At 45.2% G+C, this 25,489-nt stretch carries 18 protein-coding genes and 1 tRNA gene; 8 read left to right on the top strand and 11 right to left on the bottom strand.

The features are described from left to right. Positions 1-53: 53 nt before the first annotated feature. From ACYVNW_RS01585 to ACYVNW_RS01595, 3 genes are all read left to right on the top strand, one after another. Complete coding sequence (locus ACYVNW_RS01585) at positions 54-1,574, top strand: amino acid permease (protein WP_460678083.1); 1,521 nt, start codon at positions 54-56, stop codon at positions 1,572-1,574. Between the two features lie 77 nt (positions 1,575-1,651). Beyond that, positions 1,652-2,827 (top strand): MFS transporter, encoded by a 1,176-nt coding sequence (locus ACYVNW_RS01590; protein ID WP_460678084.1) that lies wholly within the window; start codon positions 1,652-1,654, stop codon positions 2,825-2,827. 3 nt (positions 2,828-2,830) lie between these two features. Next, positions 2,831-3,409, top strand: a complete 579-nt coding sequence (locus tag ACYVNW_RS01595; protein ID WP_460678085.1) for a MarC family protein — start codon at positions 2,831-2,833, stop codon at positions 3,407-3,409. 119 nt (positions 3,410-3,528) lie between these two features. Here ACYVNW_RS01595 and ACYVNW_RS01600 read toward each other — a convergent pair whose 3' ends face one another. The 6 genes from ACYVNW_RS01600 to mgtE form a co-directional block, all read right to left on the bottom strand. Further along, positions 3,529-3,984 carry a cold-shock protein gene (locus ACYVNW_RS01600; protein WP_460678086.1) on the bottom strand — a complete coding sequence of 152 codons (456 nt, stop codon included), beginning with the start codon at positions 3,982-3,984 and terminating at the stop codon, positions 3,529-3,531. A gap of 184 nt (positions 3,985-4,168) precedes the next feature. After that, positions 4,169-4,360, bottom strand: coding sequence for a cold-shock protein (locus tag ACYVNW_RS01605; protein WP_460678087.1), 192 nt, complete (start codon positions 4,358-4,360; stop codon positions 4,169-4,171). Positions 4,361-4,503: 143 nt separating this feature from the next. Further along, entirely contained in the window at positions 4,504-5,700 is a 1,197-nt protein-coding gene (locus ACYVNW_RS01610) for an RsmB/NOP family class I SAM-dependent RNA methyltransferase (RefSeq protein ID WP_460678088.1), read from the bottom strand. Next, complete coding sequence (locus ACYVNW_RS01615; protein WP_460678089.1) at positions 5,697-6,935, bottom strand: ABC transporter substrate-binding protein; 1,239 nt, start codon at positions 6,933-6,935, stop codon at positions 5,697-5,699. Before ACYVNW_RS01615 ends, ACYVNW_RS01610 begins: the two co-directional genes overlap by 4 nt. Continuing rightward, complete coding sequence (gene guaA, locus ACYVNW_RS01620) at positions 6,922-8,451, bottom strand: glutamine-hydrolyzing GMP synthase (RefSeq protein WP_460678090.1); 1,530 nt, start codon at positions 8,449-8,451, stop codon at positions 6,922-6,924. The genes ACYVNW_RS01615 and guaA overlap by 14 nt, the downstream gene beginning before the upstream one ends. A 186-nt stretch (positions 8,452-8,637) precedes the next feature. Continuing rightward, the gene (gene mgtE / locus ACYVNW_RS01625) at positions 8,638-9,999 is read right to left on the bottom strand and encodes a magnesium transporter (RefSeq protein ID WP_460678091.1); all 1,362 of its coding nucleotides are present in this window, start codon (positions 9,997-9,999) and stop codon (positions 8,638-8,640) included. A 267-nt stretch (positions 10,000-10,266) separates the two neighbouring features. On the opposite strand from mgtE, the gene ychF reads away from it, so the two are divergent. The 4 genes from ychF to ACYVNW_RS01645 all read left to right on the top strand — a co-directional run bounded on the left by ychF (position 10,267) and on the right by ACYVNW_RS01645 (position 14,901). Beyond that, positions 10,267-11,367 carry a redox-regulated ATPase YchF gene (ychF, locus tag ACYVNW_RS01630; RefSeq protein WP_460678092.1) on the top strand — a complete coding sequence of 367 codons (1,101 nt, stop codon included), beginning with the start codon at positions 10,267-10,269 and terminating at the stop codon, positions 11,365-11,367. Positions 11,368-11,464: 97 nt separating this feature from the next. Beyond that, positions 11,465-11,536: transfer RNA gene (locus ACYVNW_RS01635), tRNA-Arg, on the top strand. A gap of 360 nt (positions 11,537-11,896) precedes the next feature. Beyond that, positions 11,897-12,241 (top strand): hypothetical protein, encoded by a 345-nt coding sequence (locus ACYVNW_RS01640; RefSeq protein ID WP_460678093.1) that lies wholly within the window; start codon positions 11,897-11,899, stop codon positions 12,239-12,241. Positions 12,242-12,276: 35 nt separating this feature from the next. Next, a complete protein-coding gene (locus ACYVNW_RS01645; RefSeq protein WP_460678094.1) occupies positions 12,277-14,901 on the top strand; it encodes a PAS domain-containing protein in 2,625 nt (874 codons plus the stop codon). 48 nt (positions 14,902-14,949) lie between these two features. On the opposite strand, the gene ACYVNW_RS01650 is transcribed toward ACYVNW_RS01645, so the two are convergent. Beyond that, positions 14,950-16,950: an ATP-binding protein gene (locus ACYVNW_RS01650; RefSeq protein ID WP_460678095.1), complete on the bottom strand. Its 2,001-nt coding sequence runs from the start codon at positions 16,948-16,950 to the stop codon at positions 14,950-14,952. 724 nt (positions 16,951-17,674) lie between these two features. On the opposite strand from ACYVNW_RS01650, the gene ACYVNW_RS01655 reads away from it, so the two are divergent. After that, entirely contained in the window at positions 17,675-19,846 is a 2,172-nt protein-coding gene (locus ACYVNW_RS01655) for a TonB-dependent receptor family protein (protein WP_460678096.1), read from the top strand. Between the two features lie 399 nt (positions 19,847-20,245). Here the strand turns inward: ACYVNW_RS01655 and ACYVNW_RS01660 are convergent, their stop codons facing one another. The 4 genes from ACYVNW_RS01660 to ACYVNW_RS01675 all read right to left on the bottom strand — a co-directional run bounded on the left by ACYVNW_RS01660 (position 20,246) and on the right by ACYVNW_RS01675 (position 25,450). Next, positions 20,246-22,783 (bottom strand): non-ribosomal peptide synthetase, encoded by a 2,538-nt coding sequence (locus ACYVNW_RS01660; protein WP_460678097.1) that lies wholly within the window; start codon positions 22,781-22,783, stop codon positions 20,246-20,248. Positions 22,784-22,798: 15 nt separating this feature from the next. Further along, positions 22,799-23,728, bottom strand: a complete 930-nt coding sequence (locus tag ACYVNW_RS01665) for a uroporphyrinogen decarboxylase family protein (protein WP_460678098.1) — start codon at positions 23,726-23,728, stop codon at positions 22,799-22,801. Between the two features lie 285 nt (positions 23,729-24,013). After that, positions 24,014-25,117, bottom strand: coding sequence for a hypothetical protein (locus ACYVNW_RS01670; RefSeq protein ID WP_460678099.1), 1,104 nt, complete (start codon positions 25,115-25,117; stop codon positions 24,014-24,016). A gap of 87 nt (positions 25,118-25,204) precedes the next feature. Continuing rightward, a complete protein-coding gene (locus tag ACYVNW_RS01675; protein ID WP_460678100.1) occupies positions 25,205-25,450 on the bottom strand; it encodes a hypothetical protein in 246 nt (81 codons plus the stop codon). Positions 25,451-25,489: the final 39 nt, after the last annotated feature.

The following is a 25,489-nucleotide window of genomic DNA, read 5'->3' on the forward strand; positions in this document are numbered from 1 at the left end:
AATAAATTTAATTACGTTTGGGCAAACATGATTAAATTTTACTCAACTAAACGATGAAGGTATTTGTAAAGAAATCTATTGAGCAGCTTACGGCCAATACAGATGGCGAGGGCAGCCTGAAGCGAACGCTTGGCGCCGGCAGCTTGATTGCCTTGGGTATCGGTGCTATTATTGGCGCCGGCTTATTCGTAAGAACTGCTGCTGCGGCCGGCGAACATGCAGGTGCAGCTGTAACCCTATCATTTATCGTGGCCGCTATTGGCTGCGCCTTTGCAGGCTTATGCTATGCTGAGTTTGCTTCTATCATCCCTATTGCAGGCAGTGCTTATACTTATGCTTATGCTACCATGGGCGAAATTGTAGCCTGGGTAATTGGCTGGGCGCTTATATTAGAATATGCACTCGGGGCGGCTACCGTATCCATCAGTTGGAGCGAATATGCTAATAAGTTGCTCGGGGGGAAAATACCCTATGAATGGTGCCATTCGCCAATGGAATCTATTTTAGTAAATGGCCATAGTGTGCACGGTATAGCTAATTTGCCGGCTTTGTTTATTCTGGTGGTTCTTTCGCTGTTGCTGATTAAAGGCACGCAAGAATCGGCTTTGGTAAATGGTATTATCGTATTTATTAAAGTGGCCATTGTGTTGGTGTTCATTGCTATTGGCTGGCAGTTTATCAACCCGGCTAACCATACACCTTACATTATCCCTGCTAACATGCCTGATGTTAAGCTACAAGATGGTTCTACGTATTCTTATGCGCCATTCTTCAACCACGGTTGGGGTGGTATCATTAGCGGTGCAGGTGTTGTATTCTTTGCCTTTATTGGTTTTGATGCCGTTTCTACTGCTGCGCAGGAAGCTAAAAACCCAAAACGTGATATGCCTATCGGTATTTTAGGTTCACTGGTGGTATGTACTATTCTATATATCCTGTTCTCATGGGTATTAACCGGTGTAGCTCCTTTTACCGATTTTATGCGTTCTGGTAAAGAAGCTTCTGTAGCTTTTGCAATCAGCAACTACATGCATGGTTATGGTTGGTTGTCAACCATGGTAACTGTGGCTATTCTGGCCGGTTTTTCTTCAGTAATCTTAGTGATGCTGATGGGGCAGTCACGCGTATTCTACACCATGTCATCTGACGGCCTATTGCCGAAAGTATTCAGCGATTTGCATCCGAAGTTCCGCACGCCTTACAAAAGCAACATGATCCTGTTCATTTTTGTGGGTGCATTTGCGGCATTTGTTCCGGGTAGTGTTGCAGGAGATTTAACTTCAATCGGTACTTTATTTGCCTTTATCTTAGTGTGTGTGGGGGTAATGATCCTGCGCAAAAAATCACCTAACCTGGAGCGTCCGTTTAAAACTCCATTAGTTCCGTTGGTACCTATATTAGGCATTATTGTGTGCGCCGGTATGATAGTTGGTTTGCCAAGCGAAACTCAACTGAGTGCTTTGGTATGGATGGTATTAGGTTTGCTCATCTATTTTGGCTATAGCCGTAAAAACAGTAAACTGGGTAACATTGGTGATGTATTGCCAACCGCCTCAGATTTTGAAAAGCACTAAACGATATTAACCTCTTTACAAAAAAGGTTCTGCATTGCAGAACCTTTTTTGTTTTAGTTCCTTAGTATACACTACCCATGAAACTGGACAAAAACCTGTGGATACTGATATTTGTGTGCGTAATCAACTCACTGGGGTTTGGTATCATTGTGCCGCTGATTTATTCATACGGTAAAAAGTTCGGCATCAACGAGCAAACGGTGGGTATTTTAACCGCCTCGTTTTCTATCGCCCAGTTTTTTGCCACACCGCTGCTGGGCTCATTGTCTGATAAGTGGGGGCGAAAGCCGGTATTGGTTATCAGCCTTATTGGTACCTGTGCCTCTTTCTTTTTATTTGCAACGGCGCAAAGTGTAATCATGTTGTTTGCTGCCCGTATTTTAGACGGTTTAACCGGGGGCAATATTTCGGTAGCACAAGCCATGATCTCTGATACCTCTACCAATGAAGACCGGGCCAAAAAGTTCGGTATATTAAGTTCTGCGTTCGGCTTTGGCTTTGTCATTGGCCCGGCTTTGGGTGGTTTATTGAGTAAGTATGGTATGCAAGTGCCGTTTTACTTTGCTGCGGGTATTGCCCTGATGGGTGCACTGGCAGCTGCATTTCTGCTTAAAGAAACCAATGATAAAAAGCAGGAAAAAGACGGTAAGGAAAAGAAGTCTTTTACGTTTGCTTCTATCGTTACAGCTCTTAAGATGCCGGTTATTGGTACTGCTGTATTTATCGGGTTCCTGCTCACCATGGCGCAGTTTACCATGATTATCGGCTTCCAAACTTATAGCGTGGATGGACTGAAGCTTAGCCCGCAAAATGTAGGCTTATTATATGCCGGTTTTGGTGTTACCGGTATATTAATGCAATTGTGCGTGCCTTTTTTCGAAAAGATTTTCCCTTCCAAATCGGTAATTTTAATGTGGTCTACTGTGTTATGCCTTGGGGCGATGTTTCTGGCCGGGTTCATGACAGCAGTATTAACATTCATTGCCTGCATTTATGTGTATGGCATGTTTAATGGGTTGCGTAACCCCATGCTGAACGCCATTATTGCCAATCATAACGATGAGGAACGACAAGGAGAGATATTGGGTGTTAATCAATCTTACGCTTCAATAGGCCAAACGCTGGGGCCGATAGCGGCCGGGATGGTGACCGTTTTCTCCAAGCATGCCCCTTTCTTTTTGTCGGCGCTGTTTATACTCGCAGGATTTTTGCTTACTTTTCGGCTGAAAAGAAAAGAACAGCAAAACTCCTGACCTATGTTACACGCTTTCGATGCCCGGCAAATCCTGTCGGTAACCATGATTTTGTTTGCCATTATTGACATTCTGGGCGCTATCCCGGTAATTATTCAGTTACGCCAGCGGGCAGGCCATATCGAGTCGGAAAAGGCTTCTATAGCGGTTCTTATCCTGATGGTGGCCTTCCTGTTTGCAGGTAATGGCTTACTGGCTATTATAGGCTTGGATATTGCCTCATTTGCCATTGCAGGTTCACTGGTTATTTTTTGTATCGCGATGGAGATGATTCTTGGCATCCGCCTGTTTAATGAGGAGGCTGATGTGCCACAAACTGTTTCTATTGTACCGCTGGCTTTCCCCCTGATTGCCGGAGCCGGTACCATGACTACGCTGTTGTCCCTAAAATCAGAATATGCTACACAAAATATCATTGTGGGTATTGTATTCAATACCCTGTTCGTTTACATCGTTCTTAAAAATGTGGGCCGATTGGAAAAGATGTTAGGTAAATCAGGGGTAGGGGTACTCCGTAAGGCTTTTGGGGTGATTTTGCTGGCCATTGCGATTAAGTTGTTTAGAAGCAATACGGGATTGTAGGTGAGAATTAGAATATGATGTCTACTTAAGCAGCCCGTATAGGGTAGTTGTAAAAACAGTAAAGGGCTAATGTAATTACATTAGCCCTTTACTGTTTGAAATATATTTGGAATACCCTTTTACACCGCATTTTTCACCTTAACGGCGTTGAGGCCTTTGGGGCCTTTTTCAGTTTCAAAGGTTACCTTTTGGTTTTCTTTGATGGGATTCATTAAGCCGTTGATGTGCACAAAAATGCTTTCCTGCGTTTGCAGATCGCGGATGAAGCCGTACCCTTTCGATTCGTTGAAAAAGGTAACAATACCGCTTCTTACCGTATCCATCGGTACATCTTCCTGCTTAGGCACACCAATCTGTATGCTGTCGGCAGATATTACCGCTTTGCGTCTGTTCGGATCAGGAGGCGTAGAGGTGATATTGCCGTCTTCGTCAATATAAGCCATCATATCGTCAAGGCTTTTGCCTTTACTTGAGTTGGCTTTGCGGTCTTCTGCCTTGCTCTGCTTGTCCTGCTGCTTTTTGGCTTTTTTCTTTTCTCTTTCTTTCTTACTAAATGTTTCTGTTGATCTACCCATATATAGTTTGAAGTAAATCCCAAACGGTTAAAATTTTTTAGTTTGGGAGCATGTATATAAATATACGGCTTTTATCAGACATTACCTACCCCAGGTTGATAATATCTTTAATTATGACAAAATAAAGGAAATAAAAAGGCATCCTCCTGTGAAGGGAGGATGCCGGCAATGATGGTATAGTGTGTTAAGCTACTTTTACATTTACTGCATTAGGACCTTTACGGCCTTGCTCTACTTCGTAAGTAACCACGGTATTCTCACGAATAGGGTCAATTAAGCCTGAAGTGTGAACAAAGATTTCGCTGCCACCATTACTTGGGGTGATAAATCCGAAACCTTTTGTTTCATTAAAAAATTTTACTGTTCCTTGTTGCATTATATTATTATTAATAAGTCTACAAGGTAAGTATAATAATCGGTAAATTTTACTTTTGGTAAAATATTTTTATAATTGATTAAATCAATTGAAAGGCATTAATATCAATTGCAGGTTAATCTGTCTACTTCAAAAGTAAGTGTTTATTCTTCTGATGCCTTTGGATCATCTGTTTTACCGGGTGCAATCAGCCGGGCCACAAACATGGTATCGGATTTGTGTTCGTACCCTTTAAGTACCTGTTTTTCTTCCAGTATTAAACCCAGCTCTTTAACTAAGAACTCAACAGCGTCTTCGTTCTCTGCTTTAAATGCCGAGCAGGTAATATAAATCAGCGGTTTGCCTGGCTTTAAGTACTTCACCACATTACGTGCTATGCTTTGCTGCAGGCGTTGAAAAAACTGAATGCGGTGTGCCTCAAACTGCGTGATCAGCTCCGGGGTGCGGCCCCAGGTGCCTGAGCCGGTGCAGGGCGCATCGAGTATAATGCCATCAAAGGCATAGTCGTGCATAATGTAATCCGGATTGTGGGTAAGATCCAGTATCTTTTTCTGATACCGGTTCAATCCTGCCTGCTGAAAGCGTTCATCTAAATTAGCCAGGATAGATTCGCGGATATCAGATACCACCAACTTCAAATCAGGCTCCTGCTCATGCAATAAAAGCGATTTGCCGCCAGATGCTGCACAGGCATCCCACCAGTTTTCCCAGCGTTGGGGGCGAAAGTATAAAGCGGTTTGCTGCGAAGAGTAATCCTGCACCTCAAACCAATGTTGTTCTTTAAACAAGGTCTCCAGGCGGGTACCATTGGGCAGGGATAAGCAATTCCGGCCTTCATCTTTGAAAATAACGTCTGCCTTCTTTAATACAGCTTTTACCTGCTGCTCATAGCCTTTACGCACACGAATGAACAGGTCTGGCTGCTGAAAAAAAGACTTCAAAAAAGCCTTTTGATCTATGCTTTCAGATAGCTCACTTATCAAGGGGTAAACATCGGTGAGTTTAAAATCTGGATAAGAAGCTTTAATGACAGCTATTTTTTCATCAATGGTATACTGCATGTAAGCCATCCACTCTGGCTTGAAATGCTGCAGAAAAGAATTAACCTGGGTATTGCATAAAAACTCGGCCACCATCAGGCGGTCTTCAGCCGGATGGCCTGCTAAAGCGTTGCCCAACCTGAAGTAATTGTAAATCAACCGGCTGGCCACCCGCCTGTCGGTTGAACCCATTTGCTTATTTTGGCGGTAAAAGCCTGGCAAAAACTTACTCAGCTGCGTATTGGCCGGAAATTCTTCCAGTAAGCGCTGAAAAGTTTTTAATTGGTTAAGGGCTTTCATTCTACCTGCTTCAATTCAAAGTTAACATATTTAAATAGGTTCACATGGGTATTTATCCATCCCTGACCGGGCTTAAATTCAAAACTGAATGAATTGTGTAAACCAGTAAACTCCTGTTTGTTCAACTGTGAAAGGTTGTTATCGTCATCGGCCAGTACCCGGCCAAAATATAGCCCTTCATCAAAGCCTTTAAAGGCATATTCAGTTGGGTCGTGATGGTAGGTATTGCGGTAGTTGTGTATAAAAGTTATCGCCCCAGTTGAACGGTAATCAATACGTTCGGCGCTGGTGATATGGGTTTTTAACCGCTGCAGGCGCTCGGCTTTCAGGAAAGAATATTTAATCCAGTTGGGATGACCGAACAATACCACCGGATAATGTTGGGTGAGCGTATCCAAAGAGTGCAGTGTTACCATCAAAAACGCCTGGTTGGTTGATGGCACCACAAAATAATTTTCGGCCGTGCGCGATAGTTTGGGCAGTAATGCGCTCAGGTTGCCGCGTACCACACCAAAGTCAATTACCTTGATACGTTTACGACCAATGCTGTCTATCATCCGTTTAAATGGAATGATATACTTATTATCATTAGTATACCCTGAGCGAAGGATGATAACTTGTTTTGCGCCTAAATTGCGACTTAAATATTTAGCGGTAGTTTGGGCATGATAATCCAAAGGCGGGGCCACCGTAATCAACCCTTTGTTATGGTATATAGCAGGCGACGTTGGGGCCAGCGGTGAAACAATGGGTTTATTTTGCATAGCCGGCAGGGTAGTAAAAGCTTTCAGCACCTCAGGAAAAACAGGCCCCACAATGAGGTTGCTGTTGCGAATAGCCGGGTTTATGGCCAGGGCGCGTGCCTGCAATGGCTCATCCTTACTATCGAAAGCCCTCAGTGTATAATTATGCCCATCTGCAGTTATTGAATCTAAAGCCAGTTTAAAGCCCTGATAGTAATCAATAGAAAGGTTAGCCATGCGCTGCTGCGCCTTACTTAAACCACGGGCCGAATTGAGGTGATCCAACTCAAATGGCAGCAACAACGCAATAGACGAAAACTTTTCGTTGCGAACTTTAACCGGCTTGTTCTCCGTTGGTTTGGATGCAGCCGGTTTGCTGCTGGTTTGAGTTTGTGCCTGAATAGGGCGGTTGCTTACCGGCTGCCTTTTGGGCGAACAGGCAGCTAACAGCGCCAGCAGGAACAACCCGTATATCCGCTTATTCCCACTCAATGGTTGCCGGTGGTTTTGAGCTGATATCGTACACAACCCGGTTAATGCCTTTAACATTGTTAATGATTTCGTTTGATATTTTAGCCAGCAGATCATAAGGTAAATGGCACCAGTCGGCCGTCATGCCATCTAATGATTCTACCGCGCGAAGACAAACTACATTTTCGTAAGTCCGCTCATCGCCCATAACACCTACTGATTGTACCGGCAAATAAATAGCGCCGGCCTGCCAAACCTTATCATAAACACCCGCACTGCGCAAATTGTTGATATAAATTGCATCTGCCTGTTGCAGGATATTCACTTTCTCGGGCGTTACCTCGCCCAAAATGCGTATAGCCAAACCTGGTCCCGGGAAGGGATGACGGCCTAAAATTGTATCATCAATACCCAAAGCTTTACCCACTTTGCGTACTTCATCTTTAAATAAAGTATTTAGCGGCTCTACTACCTTCAATTTCATAAAATCGGGCAGGCCGCCAACATTATGGTGCGATTTAATAGTAGCCGATGGACCTTTTACCGATACTGATTCAATTACATCAGGGTAAATGGTACCCTGGCCCAGCCACTTTACATCCTGCACCTGGTGGGCTTCATCATCAAATACCTCAATAAATACCCTGCCGATGGCTTTACGTTTCTTTTCAGGGTCGGAGAGGCCGCTCAGCGCATCATAAAAGCGTTGTTTGGCATCCACGCCTTTTACGTTGAGACCCATATGCTTATATGACTCCAATACGGACTCAAACTCATCCTTGCGCAGCAAGCCATTATCTACAAATATGCAATACAGATTTTTGCCGATGGCTTGGTGCAATAATACTGCCGCTACCGACGAATCAACACCGCCGGATAAGCCCAATACCACTTTGTCATCACCCAGTTTCTCTTTCAAGCCGGCAATGGTGGTTTCAATAAAAGAGTCAGGTGTCCAGTCCTGCTGGCAACCGCAAACGTCAACCAAAAAGTTTTTGAGCAGTTGCTTGCCGTCAATGCTGTGTGTTACCTCCGGGTGGAATTGGATCCCATAGGTTTGCGTACCTTTTACCTGGTAGGCGGCTACCTTAACGGTATCGGTGCTGGCAATGATCTCAAAATCTTCGGCCACCTGTGCAATGGTATCCCCGTGCGACATCCATACCTGCGAAAATGCCGGAATATCCTTTAACAGCGGGCTTTGTTCATTGATGTAATGCAAGTTAGCCCTGCCGTACTCGCGTGTGCTGGAAGGCAGTACCTCGCCGCCATTGTGCTGCGCCATATATTGTGCCCCGTAGCAAACGCCTAATACCGGCATGTGGCCATGGTATGAGGTTAAATCTACCTGTGGTGCATCAGCCTGGCGAACAGAGTAGGGGCTACCTGAAAGGATGATACCTTTTACGCTGCTGTCAACTTCCGGGAAATGGTTAAAGGGATGTATTTCGCAATAGATATTGAGTTCTCTGACACGGCGGGCAATGAGTTGGGTAAACTGCGAGCCGAAATCAAGAATGAGGATTTTTTCTTGCATGGGCAAAGATAGGATTTTTTCGGCAGGTGGAAAGTGCTTTGTTAAGGCTTATATCCTAAGAAATGACCATCGCACTTAAATGCATAAGCTTTAATTACGCTGTATTTCGTAGTTCATACGTCATGAGTAACCTCATAAACTACCTGAATTAGCTGTGAGCGGTCGGCTTAAATTTGTGCCGGCTGCTCAAATTTGCATAATCATTACCGCTATGCTGAAATAAATAATCAAACCTGTTACATCTACCAATGTGGCTACGAATGGGGCGGAAGAGGTAGCTGGGTCGAGGCCGACTTTCTTCAGCAGAAGCGGCAGCATGGAGCCGGCCAATGAGCCCCACAATACAATGCCCACCAGCGCAATGCCTACCGTTAAACCTACCAGCAGCCAGTGCGGCCCGTAAATATCACTAAAGAAAGTCCAGATGTAGATGCGGAAAAAGCCGATGATGCCCAGTGTTCCGCCCAGCAGCAGGCCCGAAAATATTTCGCGCCGCATTACGCGCCACCAATCTTCTACCGTCACTTCCCCCAAGGCCATGGCCTGTATAATGAGGGTGGAAGCCTGCGAGCCGCTGTTGCCCCCGCTGGATATAATAAGCGGGATAAATAAAGCCAATACTACCGCTTTTTGAATTTGGCCTTCGAAAAAACCCATTGCAGTTGCCGTCAGCATCTCGCTCAAAAATAATATAATCAGCCAGCCCACCCGTTTTTTTACCAGCCTGAACAGGTTGATATCGAGGTAAGGTTCCTCTAATGCTTCGGTACCACCAATTTTCTGAATATCTTCGGTATATTCTTCGTTGGCTATCCACAAAATATCGTCTACGGTAACAATGCCTAGCAATATTTGCTCATTGTCGGTAACTGGTAATGCCACACGGTTATTCATCCTGAAGGTGTTGATAGCTTCCTCCTGCGGGTCAGTTGCATTAAGGCCAATCAGGCGGTTATCCATCAAATCGCTTACTTTGGTGGCCGGGTCTACCAGTAATATTTCGCGTATACGTATGTCATCCAGCAGCACGCCTTTATCGTCAATTACATAAATAACGTCAATGGTTTCCGAATCTTTACCAAATTTACGTATGTGAGCCAGTACGCGGCTCACATCCCAATGGCTTTTTACAGCAATATAGTCGGGTGTCATTAGCCGGCCAACGCTGTCTTCAGGGTAACCCAGCAGGGCCAAAGCCTCACGCCGGTCATCGGGCGGCAAATGTAAAATAAGGTTTTTTACGGCATCACCATGCAGTTCGGCAAATAGGGCGGTACGGTCATCGGGCGGTAATTCGTTAATCAGCTCGGCAATTTTATGGCCGGGCAGGCGCTTAATGATGCGCTCCTGCGTAGGAAAATCCAGAATGCGGAATACGTTTACCGCGCGGTTAAGGGAAAGGGTTTCAATGAATTTGGGGCCATAATCCGGAAGTTCGTCAATCAGCTGTTCTACGTCTGATATGTTCAGGTTATTCAGGTATTCCTGCAATTGCTGATCGTTGTGTTGTTCCAGCAACAGCTCTATCTGCTCAACCATTTCTTCCATCTTAAAAATCCCCTTTCTTACATTGGTGTATCAATAATGTCCTATTCAGACTAACGCCCGCAAAAGTCGTTTATTTTTTCAAAATACAAAGGCTGTTTTATATTATCTTTGCGCGAATTTTACGTTTGGTGAGTGGTTGATTGAGTTGAGTAAGAGAATAGTTAAAATAATGTATTGGGTTTCGAACTGTATACCTTTTCATTACCGTCAACTACTCATTTAATCAACTTAATCAACCACTCACCAAACAACTACACAACTAACAACATGGCTTTACAATGTGGTATAGTGGGTTTACCTAATGTAGGTAAATCAACGCTTTTTAACTGTTTATCAAATGCCAAGGCACAGGCGGCTAATTTTCCGTTTTGTACCATTGAGCCTAACGTAGGGGTAATTACCGTGCCCGATGAGCGCCTTACCCAGCTGGCCGAGTTGGTTAATCCGCAAAAGGTAGTGCCTAACACCATCGAGATTGTAGACATTGCTGGCCTGGTAAAAGGCGCCAGCAAAGGCGAGGGGTTGGGTAACCAGTTTCTGGGTAACATCCGTGCCACCAATGCCATTATACACGTACTGCGCTGCTTTGATAACGATAACGTAATACACGTAGATGGTTCGGTAAACCCGATACGCGACAAGGAAATTATTGATACCGAACTACAGCTGAAAGATTTGGAATCGGTAGAAAAAAAGATACAAAAGGTTGAAAAGGCGGCTAAAACCGGTGGCGATAAAGATGCCAAAAAGGCTTTTGAGGTATTGACCATTTATCGTAACCACCTGCTGGAAGGTAAATCAGCCCGCTCGGCCGCTGTAGCCGAAGAAGACAAGGAACATATTGCCGACTTATGGCTGCTGACTGCCAAGCCGGTACTATATGTATGTAATGTAGATGAAGCTGCGGTAAATACCGGCAATGCTTATGTAGAGCAGGTAAAAGCAGCGGTTAAAGATGAAAGTGCGCAGGTGCTGGTAATTTCGGCTCAAATTGAATCTGAGATATCTCAACTGGAAACTTACGAGGAACGCCAGATGTTTCTGGATGATTTGGGCTTAGCCGAATCAGGTGTGGCGAAGCTGATTAAAGCCGCTTATAAATTATTGAACCTGGCTACATACTTTACTGCAGGTGTGCAGGAAGTACGTGCCTGGACTATTACCCAAGGCTTTACTGCCCCCCAGGCCGCAGGCGTTATCCATACCGATTTCGAAAAAGGTTTTATCCGTGCCGAAGTCATCAAGTATGATGACTTCATAAAATTTGGTTCGGAAGCTGCCGTTAAAGAAGCCGGCAAGCTGGGCGTAGAGGGTAAAACTTATGTGGTGCAGGATGGCGACATTATGCACTTCAGGTTTAACGTGTAATGATGATAAAAGATGCAAAGACAAAAGATGAAGGACAATAGTCTTTTATCCTTTGTCTTTCTGTCCTTCATCCAAAAAATAATATATTTGCACACCCGCTCCCGTAGTTCAATGGATAGAATTATGGTTTCCGGTACCATCGATAGGGGTTCGAATCCCTTCGGGAGCACAAGAAAACCCCTTTGCGTAATGCAAAGGGGTTTTTTCGTAATTTATTGTGCGAAATTTGTGCGTATTGCTTTGTCAAGTGCAAATTGTTCTGTTTTCATGTTATATGTATCTGCTTATATTCGTGATAAAAATCAAGGCATTTTGTTAAAGAAGTGTGTGCAAGGATCACTTTACCAGCCCATTCAAAGGTGATGATCCATTTTTGATGAATCTGGACACTTTCCACCAGTCATTCTGTAATACGATGACGTTAGAAGAAAATAAACCCGCTTACGAAGCTTTTGCGACGCACGACAGCGGGAACGTATTGAGAGACTGTATTTGAGAGGCCGAGCATATCGACCTGGAGCTGCCGCATGTGCCGCTACTTTTTCTGGCAGGTGAAACAGATCATATCATTCCGGCTCAGCTGAACGAGAAAAGTGTGAAAGGTTACTCAAAAGAAACAAGTGTAACAGACTTCGAAGGATTCTCTAACCGGGGGCAGGTCATCTATGGGCAGCCCGGCTGGGATGAAGTGGCAACTTACGTTTACGAATGGTTGGAAAGTTATCAATCTAGCGAATCAAAACCCACGGTTTTTATAAATAATAGTTTCCTATCATTCATTAATAGCGTGGGGCCATTCCTACAGCATGGCCCTGCTCGTTTGCTCTTCTTTTGCGAATACGGATGTGATTATGCGCTGGTAAAAGTAATTTGATTTTATGATTACCTTTGACTCTCGTCTTATAGTACATGCATCAAACTCAGATACTCAGTTGTGAGCAGTTACTGGAGGTTTTTTCTTCCTCCCATATTGCCACCGCCATATATACCTCCGAAGAGCTCATTATTGAAGCGGTCACCCGAGAAATGCTAAAATCCTGGGGCAAAGACCGCAGTGTAGTTGGTCAATCGTTGAAAGCAGCCCTTCCCGAACTGGAAGACCAGCCGTTTTTTGCGCAGCTGCAATCCGTGTGGCGTACCGGTGCTCCGATTACCGGCATGGGTGTACCCGCACAACTACTCCTTGACGGGGAATTGCAAACCCGCTATTATGATTACGAATACCGGGCGATCCGGAATGTAGCGAACGCAGTCTACTGCATCCTGCATACCTCCACTGATGTTACTGATCGTGAACTGGGATTGGAAGCGCAGCGGCGTGACCAGGAGAAACAGGAAGCACTGGACCGGGAACAGGCTTTGAACGAAGAGCTGGCAGCATCCAATGAAGAACTGGCGGCTTCCAACGAGGAGATCGCGGCAGCCATGGAAGAACTAAGTTCCATTAACGAGGAGTTACAGCAAACCCAGGGCACCCTGCAGGCACTCAACAATGAGCTGGAAGCACGTGTTCTAGAAAGAACCCAGGAACTGGCCGAAAGAGAGGCCAGTCTGAACTACATTATTGATGGCGCGCCGGTCGCCATTGCCGTACTTAAAGGAACAACCCTGCTGATTAGGTCGGCAAATGAATTCATGCTGAAGATCTGGGGCAGAACAACTGCCGTAATCGGCCAGTCGATATACGATGAGTTGCCGGAGCTGGGCGAACAGGGCATTTTCGGCTTGCTGGAAAACGTTTGGCAAAGCGGAGAAGCGTTCAGCGGCAGCGAGGTGCCGAGCATGATGAGTGACGGTGCCGGCGGTCAACGAACGATCTATACCAATTTTGTATTCAAGCCGCTAAAAGGCGATCAGGGCAGAACCCATAGTATTCTAATGGTGGCCAGCGAGGTCACCCAGCAGGTGCAGCATAGGTTAGCGAGTGAGGCTGCCAGGCACCGTTTTCAGTCCATGGTGACGACTACACCTGTAGCCATGACCATTTTGAAGGGCAAGGAACTGATCGTGGAAATTGCCAATGAACCGATGCTCAGCGTGTGGCGGCGTACGGCAGATCAGGTGCTGGGTAAAGGTCTGGTGGAGATTTTTCCGGAGTTGAGGGATCAGCCCAACCCGCAGAGAATGCGCAGCGTATTTGACACCGGAAAACCGGTTTCACTCCCGGAAACGCCGGTCATGCTGGCCTCCACTGATGGGGTACTGCATACGCATCACGCCAAGTTTTCCTACGATCCGATTTTTGACCAACAAGGAAAAGTAGAATCTGTCCTGGTGACAGTAATCGATATCACCGAGGCGGTTGCCAACCGGAAGCAACTGGAACGAAGTCAGGCAGCCTTACAAAAAACGACCAACGAGCTGGCGACGTTAAATGAGGAGTTGGCTGCGGCTAACGAAGAAATGACCGCATCGAATGAGGAATTAGTCCGCGTCAATGAAGAGTTGAGTGCTTCGGCCAGGCAGTTACAGCAGCTGAACGATACGTTGTCTGAAAGCGAGCAGCGGTTCCGCCAGATGGCAGAAGGTTCGGGCATTCTCATCGGTGTGGGTAACGCAGCAGGGGACGTGACTTACTTTAACCAGGCTTGGTCGAGGCTGACCGGCAGAACCATGGAACATTTGCTCACCTGGGGCTGGTCCGACCTAATTCATCCCGAGGACAAGGAAGATTATATCAGGTTGTATATGACCTCAGTAGAGAACCGAGTACCCTACACGGGTGAGTACCGGATTTTAAGTGCGACAGGTGTATACCGCTGGTTGTATGCGTTTGCCTCACCCCGCTTTGAAGCTGATGGCACCTTTGCGGGCTTCATTGGTTCTTGTATTGATATCACCGACCGGAAGGAAGATGAACAGCGCAAAAGTGCCTTCATCAGTATGGTGAGCCACGAACTGAAAACGCCGCTTACCTCTACTGTCAGCTATGTCCAGGTGGCCCAAAAGAAAGCATTAACCAGCAGCGACACTTTAGTGGCAGGCATGATGGAGCGGGCAGGTAAGCAGCTCGGGAAAATGACGCGGATGATCAATGGCTTTTTGAATGTTTCCCGTTTGGAATCTTCCCAGATTCTGATCAATCCGGTCCGCTTCGATCTGGGGGAGCTGCTCATTGAAGCCCATGAAGAAGCCACCGCGCGCGTCAGCAGTCACCGGATCTTAGTGGAGCAGGCTGGGGAAGCATGGGTCAATGGCGACCGGGACAAGATCGGTCAAGTGATCGATAACCTGATCAGTAATGCCGTCAAGTATTCGCCTGCCGGAAGCCTGATTAAGCTAAGCTGTACCCTGGAAAACGGCCAGGCGGTAGTGCGGGTTCAGGATCAGGGTATGGGCATCAGCGCGGAGCATCTGCCGAAGCTGTTTGAACGTTATTACCGGGTCAATGAACCGGGCTACCAGCAGGTGGCCGGCTTTGGCATTGGCCTTTACCTGTGCGGTGAGATTATCAAGCGGCATGAAGGAAAGATTTGGGCAGAAAGTGAACCCGGTAAAGGCAGCACCTTTGGCTTTATCCTGGCTGTAGTATGAACAGCTTGAGCCGTCTCTGAGTTTATTTATCTTCGGATATAGGTGCAATTACAAATTGCTTGATGAAAGCACAGGTAAAGAAAACCAAAACTCGCTTCCTTTTCCAAGCTTACTAACTACACCAGCGCGGCCACCATGCAATTCAACAAGTTCGCGGCATAAGTACAGGCCGATACCAAAACCTTTCGTGGTTTGCATAGCCTCGCTTTCAACCCTGTAAAAACGTTCGAAAACACGCTGCTGGTCTTTATGTGCCAATCCCATCCCTTCATCTTTTACGCAAACTTTTACTTCTCCGTTTTCCTTTATGCAAGAAACACGGATAGTACTTTCACCCGGCGAATATTTAACAGCATTATTTATATAATTAATGAGAACTTGTTCAATCTTGTCTTGATCTGCGTCCACCAATATATGCTCGACCGCGTGAAAGACTAATTTGTGAGTATTCGCAGTTGCCATTAACTCTTCTTCGGCAAGCTTCATGAGGCTTTTCATATCAAACCGCTTCCGGTGTAATTGGATCTTACCTTCATTCATTCGTGCGACATCCAAAAAACCAGTGATTAGTGTACGCATGCGGTCTACCTGCCGCTTTGCCTTATTTGCGATGCCGGCAATGAGCTCATCTCCTTGGTTACTAGCTTTGATATCGAGCATTTGGATATATCCGTTCAACGAGGTCAGTGGTGATCGCAGTTCGTGGCTGACAATTCCTATGAAGTCATTTTTGCGCTGCTCGGTCATTTTGCGCTCAGTGATATCGATTAGTGTTCCCAGGAAATCGGTCATCGAGCCGTCTTCTTTGGTATATAGCTTACCTGTGGCCCGCACCCAACGCAACTTTTTATCTCTGTGACCGATAATAGGATATTCTAAATCGTATGACTCTCCGGCACTTATGGCTGCCTGAATGGCCTTCGTTACATGTTCACGATATTCAGGAGCAATCTGTGTAACGGCTGCATCAAGCGGCATATCTTCATGCGGCAGGTAGCCAAACAGCTCTTTGGTGCGCTCAGATGCCGTCAAACTGTTGGTCTTTGCGTCCAGGTGCCAAGTACCCATGTTAGCAGATGAAACGCTTAGGCGGAATAAATCTTCAGCGCGCTCGGCCTTGATACGGGCCTTAACCGTGGCGGTTACATCAGTCGCCGTATTAAGTAAACCCCAAACTTGGCCAGCTTCATTTTGCAACGGAGTGAAATCATAATTAAAAAAAAACTCTTTCAACTCACCCTTATGCATAAAAGTAAGATGGGATTCGCGCTGCTGATAGCTGATGCCGGTCTGCATCACCTGCAGCATGGTTTTCGGGAAGTCCATGGCGGAGAGTTCCGGTAGCGCCAGGTGATAAGGCATTCCTATGACAGATTCATCCTTACCCATGATACTGAGCATTGCAGGGTTGGCAAATTGGATGACCATGTCTATGCCTGTATAAACCCCTGCGGGTAATGGTAGGTGATTGATGATGGACTTGAGTTCATGTTCGCTGGTAACCAGCCGGTTGTTAACACTTCGTAAGCGTTTGCTGGTATACTGGCTGTCAGTAAGCTGCTTGCGTAGTTCAATCTTTTTGATGACCTGCTTGGCGAGCAAGCGCAGCGCATTTTGCTGAGATTCAGTAAGCGCTCTAGTTTGCTGGTCGATGACGCAAAGTGAGCCTAAGGCATGACCTTCCTGGTCAACGAGTGGCACACCTGCATAAAAAGTAATGTGCGGGTCGCCGGTAACCAGCGGATTGCTTTTAAAGCGATCATCTTTATTGGCGTCCTCAATCTGCATAATCTCATCTGGTACCTGGATGGCATGGGCACAAAAAGAATAGGCCCGGTCAGTTTCTGATACATCCAGTCCTTTGCTGGATTTGAACCATTGCCGGTTAGCATCTACCAGGCTGATGAGCGCAATCGGTGTCTGGCAAATAACAGCGGCTAATTCTGTAAGTTCCTCATAATCCTGCTCCGTAGCGGTGTCTAAGATATGGTAGGAACGAAGCGCGGCAAGGCGTTTTTTCTCTTGGTCAGGGGAGGATATCTTTTGCATCAGGACATCAATAGTGCTACAAATATAACACTATCAGCTATGAAAAAAGTGTCCTTAAACAGGAGTAGCGACCAAAGTTTTGCACCCACCTGCTAATGATATTGTTTCCAAGAAAGCCTCCTAAAAGGACTAAATGGAGGCATACCAGCTTATCTCATCAAACGGTCGTTTTTTTTTCGGGGGAATCTGTAGGTAGCCTTGACTTCGTACATTCCAGATAACATCACACATGGAACCTAGTACTCGTCGATACCATTTTTCGGTTGCAATGGATCATATGCAAATCATGCTGTATGATGCGATGGCTGATATTGTGATGGGGAAGCGGCTACTAGAGCATAGGGCTGGTATCAATGCGTGTTTAGACTTAACATCACAATTGATGGCTTCAACGGAAAGTGACGATGTGAAGCATAGATTTTATCAATCACTTTCCCTGGTATTGCAGTCACTATCAGTCCTGATTAACGAGCAAATTCAAAGGAGCAGGTAATTATTTGATTTAGAAAACCAGATAAGATTAATATTTGTTATTTATCGGTCTACTGAGAGCTAGACTCGCTTTGTAGTAGTAACCATAGCCGATGAGCCAAATACTTGCCGATACGGCCCGCCAATTTAGCGGGCCTTTTTTATTTACTATAGGGTTGATTTTTGGTACATTTATGCGTGTTTGTAATGTCAGTTAAGTTAATTACTTACCTTGCCTGCAACTTTTTGAAACATGAAAATTCTTTGCTTGCTTACAGCTTGTATCCTTTTTTCTTACCATCTTCAAGCCCAGCGCAGTACACATCGTGATAGTGTTACGCTTGATAGTGTACTCATCCGCGAAAGCCGCAACCGTTTTTTACCTGATGTAGCAGGTTCAAACATATTCTCTGGTAAACGTACTCATTTAATATACACGGCATCAGGCAGCGCCAATTTGGCAAATAATAATGCCCGGATGCTGTTTGCCCAAATACCGGGTGTAAACGTATGGGAAATGGATGGGGCAGGTACACAAATTAATGTGGGCACCCGTGGTACCGATACCCACCGTTCTATTGAAACCAATATGCGCCAGAACGGCTATAATTTTAATTCTGATATATTTGGTTATCCCGAGGCGCACTATACCCCGCCTATGCAAGGTGTTGGACAAATACAGGTAGTGCGTGGTTCGGCTGCACTGCAATTCGGCAGTCAGTATGGTGGCATGTTCAACTTTAAAATGAAAGAAGGCGACCCGGATAAACCCTTTACTATTGAAAGTGAACAGTCGGCCGGTTCTAACCGCTTCTTCAATTCGTTCAATGCCATAGGCGGTACCACTGGCAAACTCAACTACTATGCTTATTTTGATAACCGCAGTGGGGATGGCTGGCGCAGTAAGGCCGCCTTCAATTATCAGGCTTTTTATGCACACCTGCGTTACCAGTTTAATGCTAAAGGCAGCATTACCTTTGAGTTTTCGCGGATGAACTACCGTCAGCAGATAGCCGGCGGCTTAACCGATGCCCAGTTTGCGGCCGATAACCGTCAAAGTACCCGTTTCCGTAACTTCTTTAGTCCGGAAATTAACCTGCCCGCCTTTATCTTTAATTATAATTTCAATCCTGCTACTAAACTGGAAGTCACCTCGCATGTACTGTTTGGGCAGCGCAACAGTGTGCAGTTTCTGGCTAATGCCAATGTGCCCGATACCGTAAATACCACACTTAAAACCTACAATCCGCGCCAGGTAGACCGCGACTATTATCTGGGCTTCACCACAGAGGCCCGCTTACTGCACACTTATCAATTGGGCAACCTACGAAGTACCATCACTGGTGGCATACGATATTTTACAGAAGAAACCCGCCGCAAGCAAAAGGGTGTGGGTACCACTGGCTTTGATTACGATTTAACGCTAACCCAACCTTACGGCATCGACCTGAATTTAAATACCATAAACTATGCGGCTTTTGCGGAGAACATTTTTCAGGTTACGCCGCGTTTTTCAGTTACGCCGGGGGTACGGTTCGAGATGATTAATACTGATACCAAAGGTGTGATTAATAGCCGCCAAACGCCGGTAGCCTATACGGGCAAGCGTAGATTTCCATTGTTTGGTTTTGGCTTGCAGTATCAGGTGTCAGGCAGTACACAATTATACGGCAATATCTCGCAGGCTTATCGCCCTTACATTTATGCCAACGTTACCCCGGCCGACCAACTGGCTATCATTGATCCTAACTTGAAAGATACCAAAGGATATGATATTGATTTGGGTTACCGGGGCAATGTACACAACCTGTTGAGTTACGATATAGCCGCTTACTATGTGTATTATGGCAACCGGGTAGGCAACTTAACGCTAACAGACGCCAGCGGCACGCATTTGTATACAACCAATGTTGGTAACCTGGTGGCTAAAGGTGTAGAGGCCTATGTGAATTTTTCCCTGCTGCATCTCATCAATCCCGATGCTGCAAGCGATATTAAACTGTTTAACTCGCTGGCTTATGATCATGCCCGTTATACCAGCGGCTCGGTTAATCAATCGGGCGTAAATGTGAGCTTGGTGGGTAAAAGGGCCGAAGGAACGCCAGCCTTAATTAACAGGGCCGGTTTAATTTACTTGAATCGTCATGTGCTTACCACACTGGAATACACTTATGTAGGAAAAAATTACAGTGATGCCAATAATACCGTATTTAATGCCACCGGCCTATCGGGTATAGTACCGGCTTACCACGTGTTCGACTGGGCGTTTAGCTACAGCTTTTTGCAACATTATCATTTAACCGCTAATGTGAACAATATCTTCAACGCTAAATACTTTACCCGCCGCATCAATATGTACCCTGGCCCTGGCATTTTGCCTGCTGATGGTACCACTTTTAATGTGGGGATTGGGTTGAAATTATAATTCACAATGACTACAACGAAAAACGTTAGAAGCCGCAGCCCCTATGAGATGTTGATCAAAGAGAAAGTGTAATTAATACTATTTATTTCACCCGATTATCTGTCCTCCTTTCAACAAGATAAGATCGAAGTGAAAAGGAATTGTAGCTCATACCTTGAATGATGGAGCCTTGTAGCTTGGCCAGCTGAGAAGCCTGATTATTACATCAAAACTCCATAAGTAAAGATATTTCTAAGGAATTAACGATACAACTTGAGTTAAGCTGCAACTACACCTGGTGTTTTGTTTGCTTGATTATGACCAGCTGGTTTTATAAGAAACAATTGCTGTTATTCGCTATAGCGAAACATAATCGATTTCCCGCCCATTGACATTCTTCGATCCGGAACAAATATGCGACTAGATTGACTGGGGGTGCACAAGCGCTAAATGCGACCTGATATGACTTAAAATGAGTTCTTGAGAGCTAGCGTTCGAAAGCAGATGGTCATGGAGGTAAGGCACTTCAACAATCTTGGTGTTTGTATAATACTTATTCCAAAAATATTTATGATGGAATTCATTTTGAAGATAATCTGTGCTTATGAACAATAACAGGGGAACGTCCGTTTGTTCAAACCCGTCACTGTTAGTCTGCAAAGCCAGATCTTCCTTTGCCGCGCTGATCTGGCAAACGGCTTTGATGAACTGGGTCACTTTTCTGTGCATTCCTTCGTTCCGCTTTCTTAGCCAGTTCAACCTGACCAGCATTGAGATGCCCAGCGTATACGAGAGCCCGTTAAGAGCAAGATTCCTTTTTAAAAACTGCAAACGCTTGGTGAAAGATAGATGTGAAACCAATGGGATATGGTAATCCAAATTGATGTGCAGCAACGGTTTAGCAGCAGCAGGCAATGCAGCTGCGACTGCCTGTGCAAGTAGATTTCCATTGCACACCCCCAAGAAGATATACTTCTGATGACTCGGTACGGAAAAGTGGTTTTGGAGGATTTCATTGGTGCCGGCTGTTAGCAAACGGGACTTTTCCTGCTGCTCCCCATCGGGGTAACGTATACTGATGACGTCAAAGCTGGATTCTAATTTTTTAATAAACCGGATTTGATCTATGCTTAGCCCTGGCTGAGGTGAAAAAAGATAGACAACGTAAACATTTGCTGGTATCTTAGGAATTGCATTGGCGCTCAAACCTGAAACCAGATGGATGATTACAGACGGCTTAAGCTCAACATTGATATACTCGGCAGGAATCTTGATGTTAAATTTATCTTCCAGCTCTACAACAAGATACACCACATCCATCGAACTGCCTCCGGCATCTCTGAAAGCGATATCTGCCGCGAAATCGTCTGGGTTTTCAATATACTGCAACCAAATCTGCCTGATCACTGCCATCGTTTCATCCACTGTGCTGGAGCAGGCTGCTAGCTCATGACTGGTCAGCTCTCCTAACTGCTGGTAATCTATTTTGAAATTACTCAACATTGGTAAGCTATCCAGCACATAAAAGCTGGCCGGCAACATATAAGATGGCAGGATATCCAACGATTGGCGCTTTAGTTCCGCCGAGGTCAGTTCCTTGTTGCGGAGCTCGACGAAGGCGACGAGTTTAGTCGTCGAATTACTCTTTTTCACCAGCACGGCGACGTTTTTCACGCCTGGCAACTGCCGGATCCTTTCACTTACTTCATCCATCTCAACGCGGTACCCATTTATTTTCACCTGACGATCATTTCTTCCTAAAAAGTATAACATCCCGTCAGGTTGGATGAATCCGATGTCACCGGTTTGGAAAGTGCGGCTTCCGTCTGCGTTTTGAGTAAAGTATTTGTGGGTGGTTTCCGGATCATTCCAGTAGCCCAATGACATATATTTACTCGTCACCACAATTTGACCTTCCTGTCCGGTAGGTACCACCTGATGGTTAGCATCAACGATATCAAACTCCCGATCTTGGACTTGATAACCCAATGGCAACAAGGTTTGCTGCACCTGGGTCGCATGGTTTAGTATCCATTGACAATAGATGGTGGCATTTTCTGTGGAGCCGATGCCCACATATAAGCAGGCCCGGTCATTGAAAAAGGATTTGAAGAGTTTCAGATCAGAGGAAAGGATGCGGTCACCGGCAAGATATACCCATCTCACCGAGTTAAATACAGCGTTCTCCATACACAGGAAAGCCCGGAATATACCGGGTAGCGAATGGTACACCGTGATTTGATGTCTTTTTAAGAAATCACCCAGGCCTGCGATGCCGTCTGTCTTCAAATTGGCCATGTACAGCGTAGCACCGCTCAGCAGCGTACCATAGATATCCCTGATGGCACCATTGACAATAGGCGAGTAAAGAAGCGTACACCGGTCTGATGCGTTCAGCTCAATAGTTTGGATATACTGCATCACGTCGTGCAGTAAGTTTCGCTGATTTTGATAGACGCCTTTCGGTTTTCCGGTGGAACCGGAGGTATAAATGATATAAGACAAATCGTCCTGCGACGCTGTACTTTCATACTGGCTGCACTCCGGCCCCGATGACAACGCATCAATCGCGACAACGGTCAGCAAACCTGATGCGCCGGTAATTGCAGCAGCGGAGATGACGGTGGCGATTTCTGCCAGTTCCAATATCTCTACATTACGTGAATCGGGCGCATCAACATCGAGGGGCAGGTAAGCCCGCCCTAACGAACTGATGGCCAGCATGCAAACAATAAACCGGTAGTCGTTGGGCAGCCAAATGGCGACCGGGCTATTTTGATCAGGGCATAGCTGTTGCAGGACCGAGGCGTAGCGTTTGACTTCCGTCAACAACTGGGCATAGCTTAAGGTTAGGTCTTTGTTTACGATAGCCAGATTGGCCGGATGCCGGTTCGCAGCTGTCAGGAAAGCGGTATAGATGGATTGTTCTATCCAATCTGAATGGTAAGCAGGCGTCATCACGTTTTATAAATTTCAGACCTGTGATCTTGCCTGCATAAGTTCCTTCCAGAAATGGATTTGGTGGGCCGGAAAATTTAACGGCAGCACGCATCCGGCGGTTAAGATGGGGATAGATCGTCCGATAGCTGTCTCCATCCGTTGAACAGCCTGTAATGCCTCCTCTTTGTGAACTAAATGGGCCAGCTCCGATGCAGGCAAGCCCGGTAACAAGTCATTTTCAATCCTTTTATACGTTGTAGCGTAGCCAGGATGAAATTCAAAGTGAATGACCACGTCTGGGTTTAACTTATCTGTACTGAAAAACACCTCTTCTCCATGGAGGTGAAATATCGTGCTTGAAAACAATTGAGCGGAAAGATTCAAACATTCCTGATCATAAGGTTCTCCCCAGTAAGCATATTCATTAGGATTCAGCATACAAGGCTGCATTGCCTGGGTAACAAAGTAATTGCCGCTGATGCCGGTTGCTGCAAATCGTTTTAATACAGTCAGCGTATTTTGTGTTATTTTTTCCAATCCTTTCCGCACTTTATCCGGTGCGCTTTCCATATGGGCTTTGAACAGGTCAAGGCCGGCCATTTGAATAGCTTGTGATACCGGGCAGAATACCGTCGTAAAAATTGGCTTGATGGGATTGAATACCTTTAAGTCTTCAGATACTTTGATATAAGTGTCAATCAAATTGGATTGCTGATTGATATCCGGGAGGTTGACCCAGTCCTCTACCCGGGATATACATCGGTGGCTTATCGTCCTTCTGCCCAAATTATCATTTTCCCAAAGATCGGTTGTCCCGTAGCAAGTAGCCAGCCATGAGCCGGCAGGCGTTATCTTCATGAGATCGAGATCGTATTCCTTGTCAAATGCGAGGGTCGCCGCGACCAGCGTTTCAGCCTCCTGATCATGAACAGGGAAGTGTTTCCAAAAAGCAGTTTGAGTCATATTCATTTTACGTACCGAACCCCATTTCCGTTACCATTGCAAGATTATTGCCAAAGGTAGGAATAATCGACGTTGCTTCTTTTGGAAGTTCAAAATTCGGACGTTTTACGTTTCAAGAAAGTTATGTCAATTTGGTTCTTACTGCACCATTTACAGTATTTGCAATTTTCACAAGCCTTGCAGTGTGTCATGCCTGCACAGGTAGGCCAGCGGTGGTAACGCTGCTGCGCCTGGCCGCCCAGGGCTAGCAACAGGCAGAGGATAAGGGTTAGGTTTTTCATTAATTTAGTTGCCTTTAGGAGTGATGATCTTTGTCATATCTATTATCGACGGAACATCATTGTTGGTTTCAGACGTCGCTATGTAACCAGTTTGGCCAGCCTCGTAAATTGACTTTGCAACCTCCATTAGAATAGCATTGTAAGAAGCAGCTTCTAGTTTATCTGGCGCCTTGGTAAGATATTCAAATGACTTGAGAGTATTTGCACGATGCTTATTTAGTGTATACAAGTGCATATTAACTCGATATTGTTTGAATGCAAACGATATAATAAATATTACTAAGCTGACCAGTAGGAAACGCCCCAACACATGAACAGCAACCTCAGGCGTATATTCTGATTGGCCGGCAACATTAAAGAGCTTGTCAAGCTGTGTGAATCCTACCAGTAAGGCACTTAGCAATGAAATTGCGAAGGAAAGCCATAGCTGAGCTGTTCCGACGTTAAGGGTTGATAATTGTTTTTCAAACGACCCAATGGATATTTTATATTGGGTTTTTAACCAACGTAGCTTTGAATGCTCCAACGCTTGGTTATCAAAAATGTCAGCATATTCACGGACGGCAACCTTACCCACCTCTTTATTCAAAAGAGCGAGAGTCGTTTCTATTTCTTTATTTTTTTCGTCAAACTTTCTTTTAAGATTTTCTTCAAAATCCTCTGAACGCACTTTTAACAAATTCGAATCAGCTTGTAGTTGTTTTACTAATTGCGATACGTCTTTATGATGAAGGGCTAGTTGTAAGTCTACATAAGCCTCAATTTCAGGTAAAGGTGTTATATCGCCATCCGGGTTAAATTGATTCTGAGCGCCAAATGCAATTGCCTTGTAAAATTTTTTCATCCAAACAGGAACTGGGTTGCCTGCCGTATTAATTAAATAATTGGGAATTCCATCGATCAAATTAATAATCGATGCGAGGCTTGAAGAATGCCATGGTTTCAGTTCCACTAGTGAATTGTTCACAACATCAATTATATGCTCTGCAGATTTATAGAGTTCAAGTATCTCTTCAACATCGTTAAGAGGTATGTTGTTAATTAAAGAGTTACGGATAGTCTTGGATTCAATTGATAAATGAAAACTGGAATTTCGAAATTGTGTCATTGTTAGGTTTAAGTTTAAGCCAACAATATAAAAAAAAGCTGCTACATTTTTGTAGCAGCTTTTCAACCAGTTTGTTAAAGTCCCTTATTATTGTTGCTCAGAGCACTGCACCAGCGTGTGCTGAGTAACGGTTACGCCGTTAGAAGAAACAGTAGCATCTTTGGTGCCGTCCTCTTCAATTTTGATAATTTCCTTTTCGGTCTTGTCGCAATAAGTAGTGGTGCTGTAGCTGCCGCCCGATGTGGTATTGCCACGTGTAACCGAAATGTTGATACGGCAGAGGTAACAACGTTTGGTTTCTTTTTTACAACTTAAAAAGGCAAATACACCCACTACCAAAAAAAAGTAGAATTTTCTTCATGTGATAAAGTT

This window comes from Mucilaginibacter koreensis (assembly GCF_054783355.1).

Coding starts and splice junctions, on each gene's coding strand:
- ACYVNW_RS01610 (WP_460678088.1), bottom strand. CDS start 5,700: ATGAAAGCCCTTAACCAATTAAAAACTTTTCAGCGCTTACTGGAAGAA.
- ACYVNW_RS01605 (WP_460678087.1), bottom strand. CDS start 4,360: ATGCAACAAGGAACAGTAAAATTTTTTAATGAAACAAAAGGTTTCGGA.
- ACYVNW_RS01600 (WP_460678086.1), bottom strand. CDS start 3,984: ATGGGTAGATCAACAGAAACATTTAGTAAGAAAGAAAGAGAAAAGAAA.
- ACYVNW_RS01590 (WP_460678084.1), top strand. CDS start 1,652: ATGAAACTGGACAAAAACCTGTGGATACTGATATTTGTGTGCGTAATC.
- ACYVNW_RS01595 (WP_460678085.1), top strand. CDS start 2,831: ATGTTACACGCTTTCGATGCCCGGCAAATCCTGTCGGTAACCATGATT.
- ACYVNW_RS01670 (WP_460678099.1), bottom strand. CDS start 25,117: ATGACACAATTTCGAAATTCCAGTTTTCATTTATCAATTGAATCCAAG.
- ACYVNW_RS01660 (WP_460678097.1), bottom strand. CDS start 22,783: ATGACGCCTGCTTACCATTCAGATTGGATAGAACAATCCATCTATACC.
- guaA (WP_460678090.1), bottom strand. CDS start 8,451: ATGCAAGAAAAAATCCTCATTCTTGATTTCGGCTCGCAGTTTACCCAA.
- ychF (WP_460678092.1), top strand. CDS start 10,267: ATGGCTTTACAATGTGGTATAGTGGGTTTACCTAATGTAGGTAAATCA.
- mgtE (WP_460678091.1), bottom strand. CDS start 9,999: ATGGAAGAAATGGTTGAGCAGATAGAGCTGTTGCTGGAACAACACAAC.
- ACYVNW_RS01585 (WP_460678083.1), top strand. CDS start 54: ATGAAGGTATTTGTAAAGAAATCTATTGAGCAGCTTACGGCCAATACA.
- ACYVNW_RS01650 (WP_460678095.1), bottom strand. CDS start 16,950: ATGCAAAAGATATCCTCCCCTGACCAAGAGAAAAAACGCCTTGCCGCG.
- ACYVNW_RS01655 (WP_460678096.1), top strand. CDS start 17,675: ATGAAAATTCTTTGCTTGCTTACAGCTTGTATCCTTTTTTCTTACCAT.
- ACYVNW_RS01645 (WP_460678094.1), top strand. CDS start 12,277: ATGCATCAAACTCAGATACTCAGTTGTGAGCAGTTACTGGAGGTTTTT.
- ACYVNW_RS01665 (WP_460678098.1), bottom strand. CDS start 23,728: ATGACTCAAACTGCTTTTTGGAAACACTTCCCTGTTCATGATCAGGAG.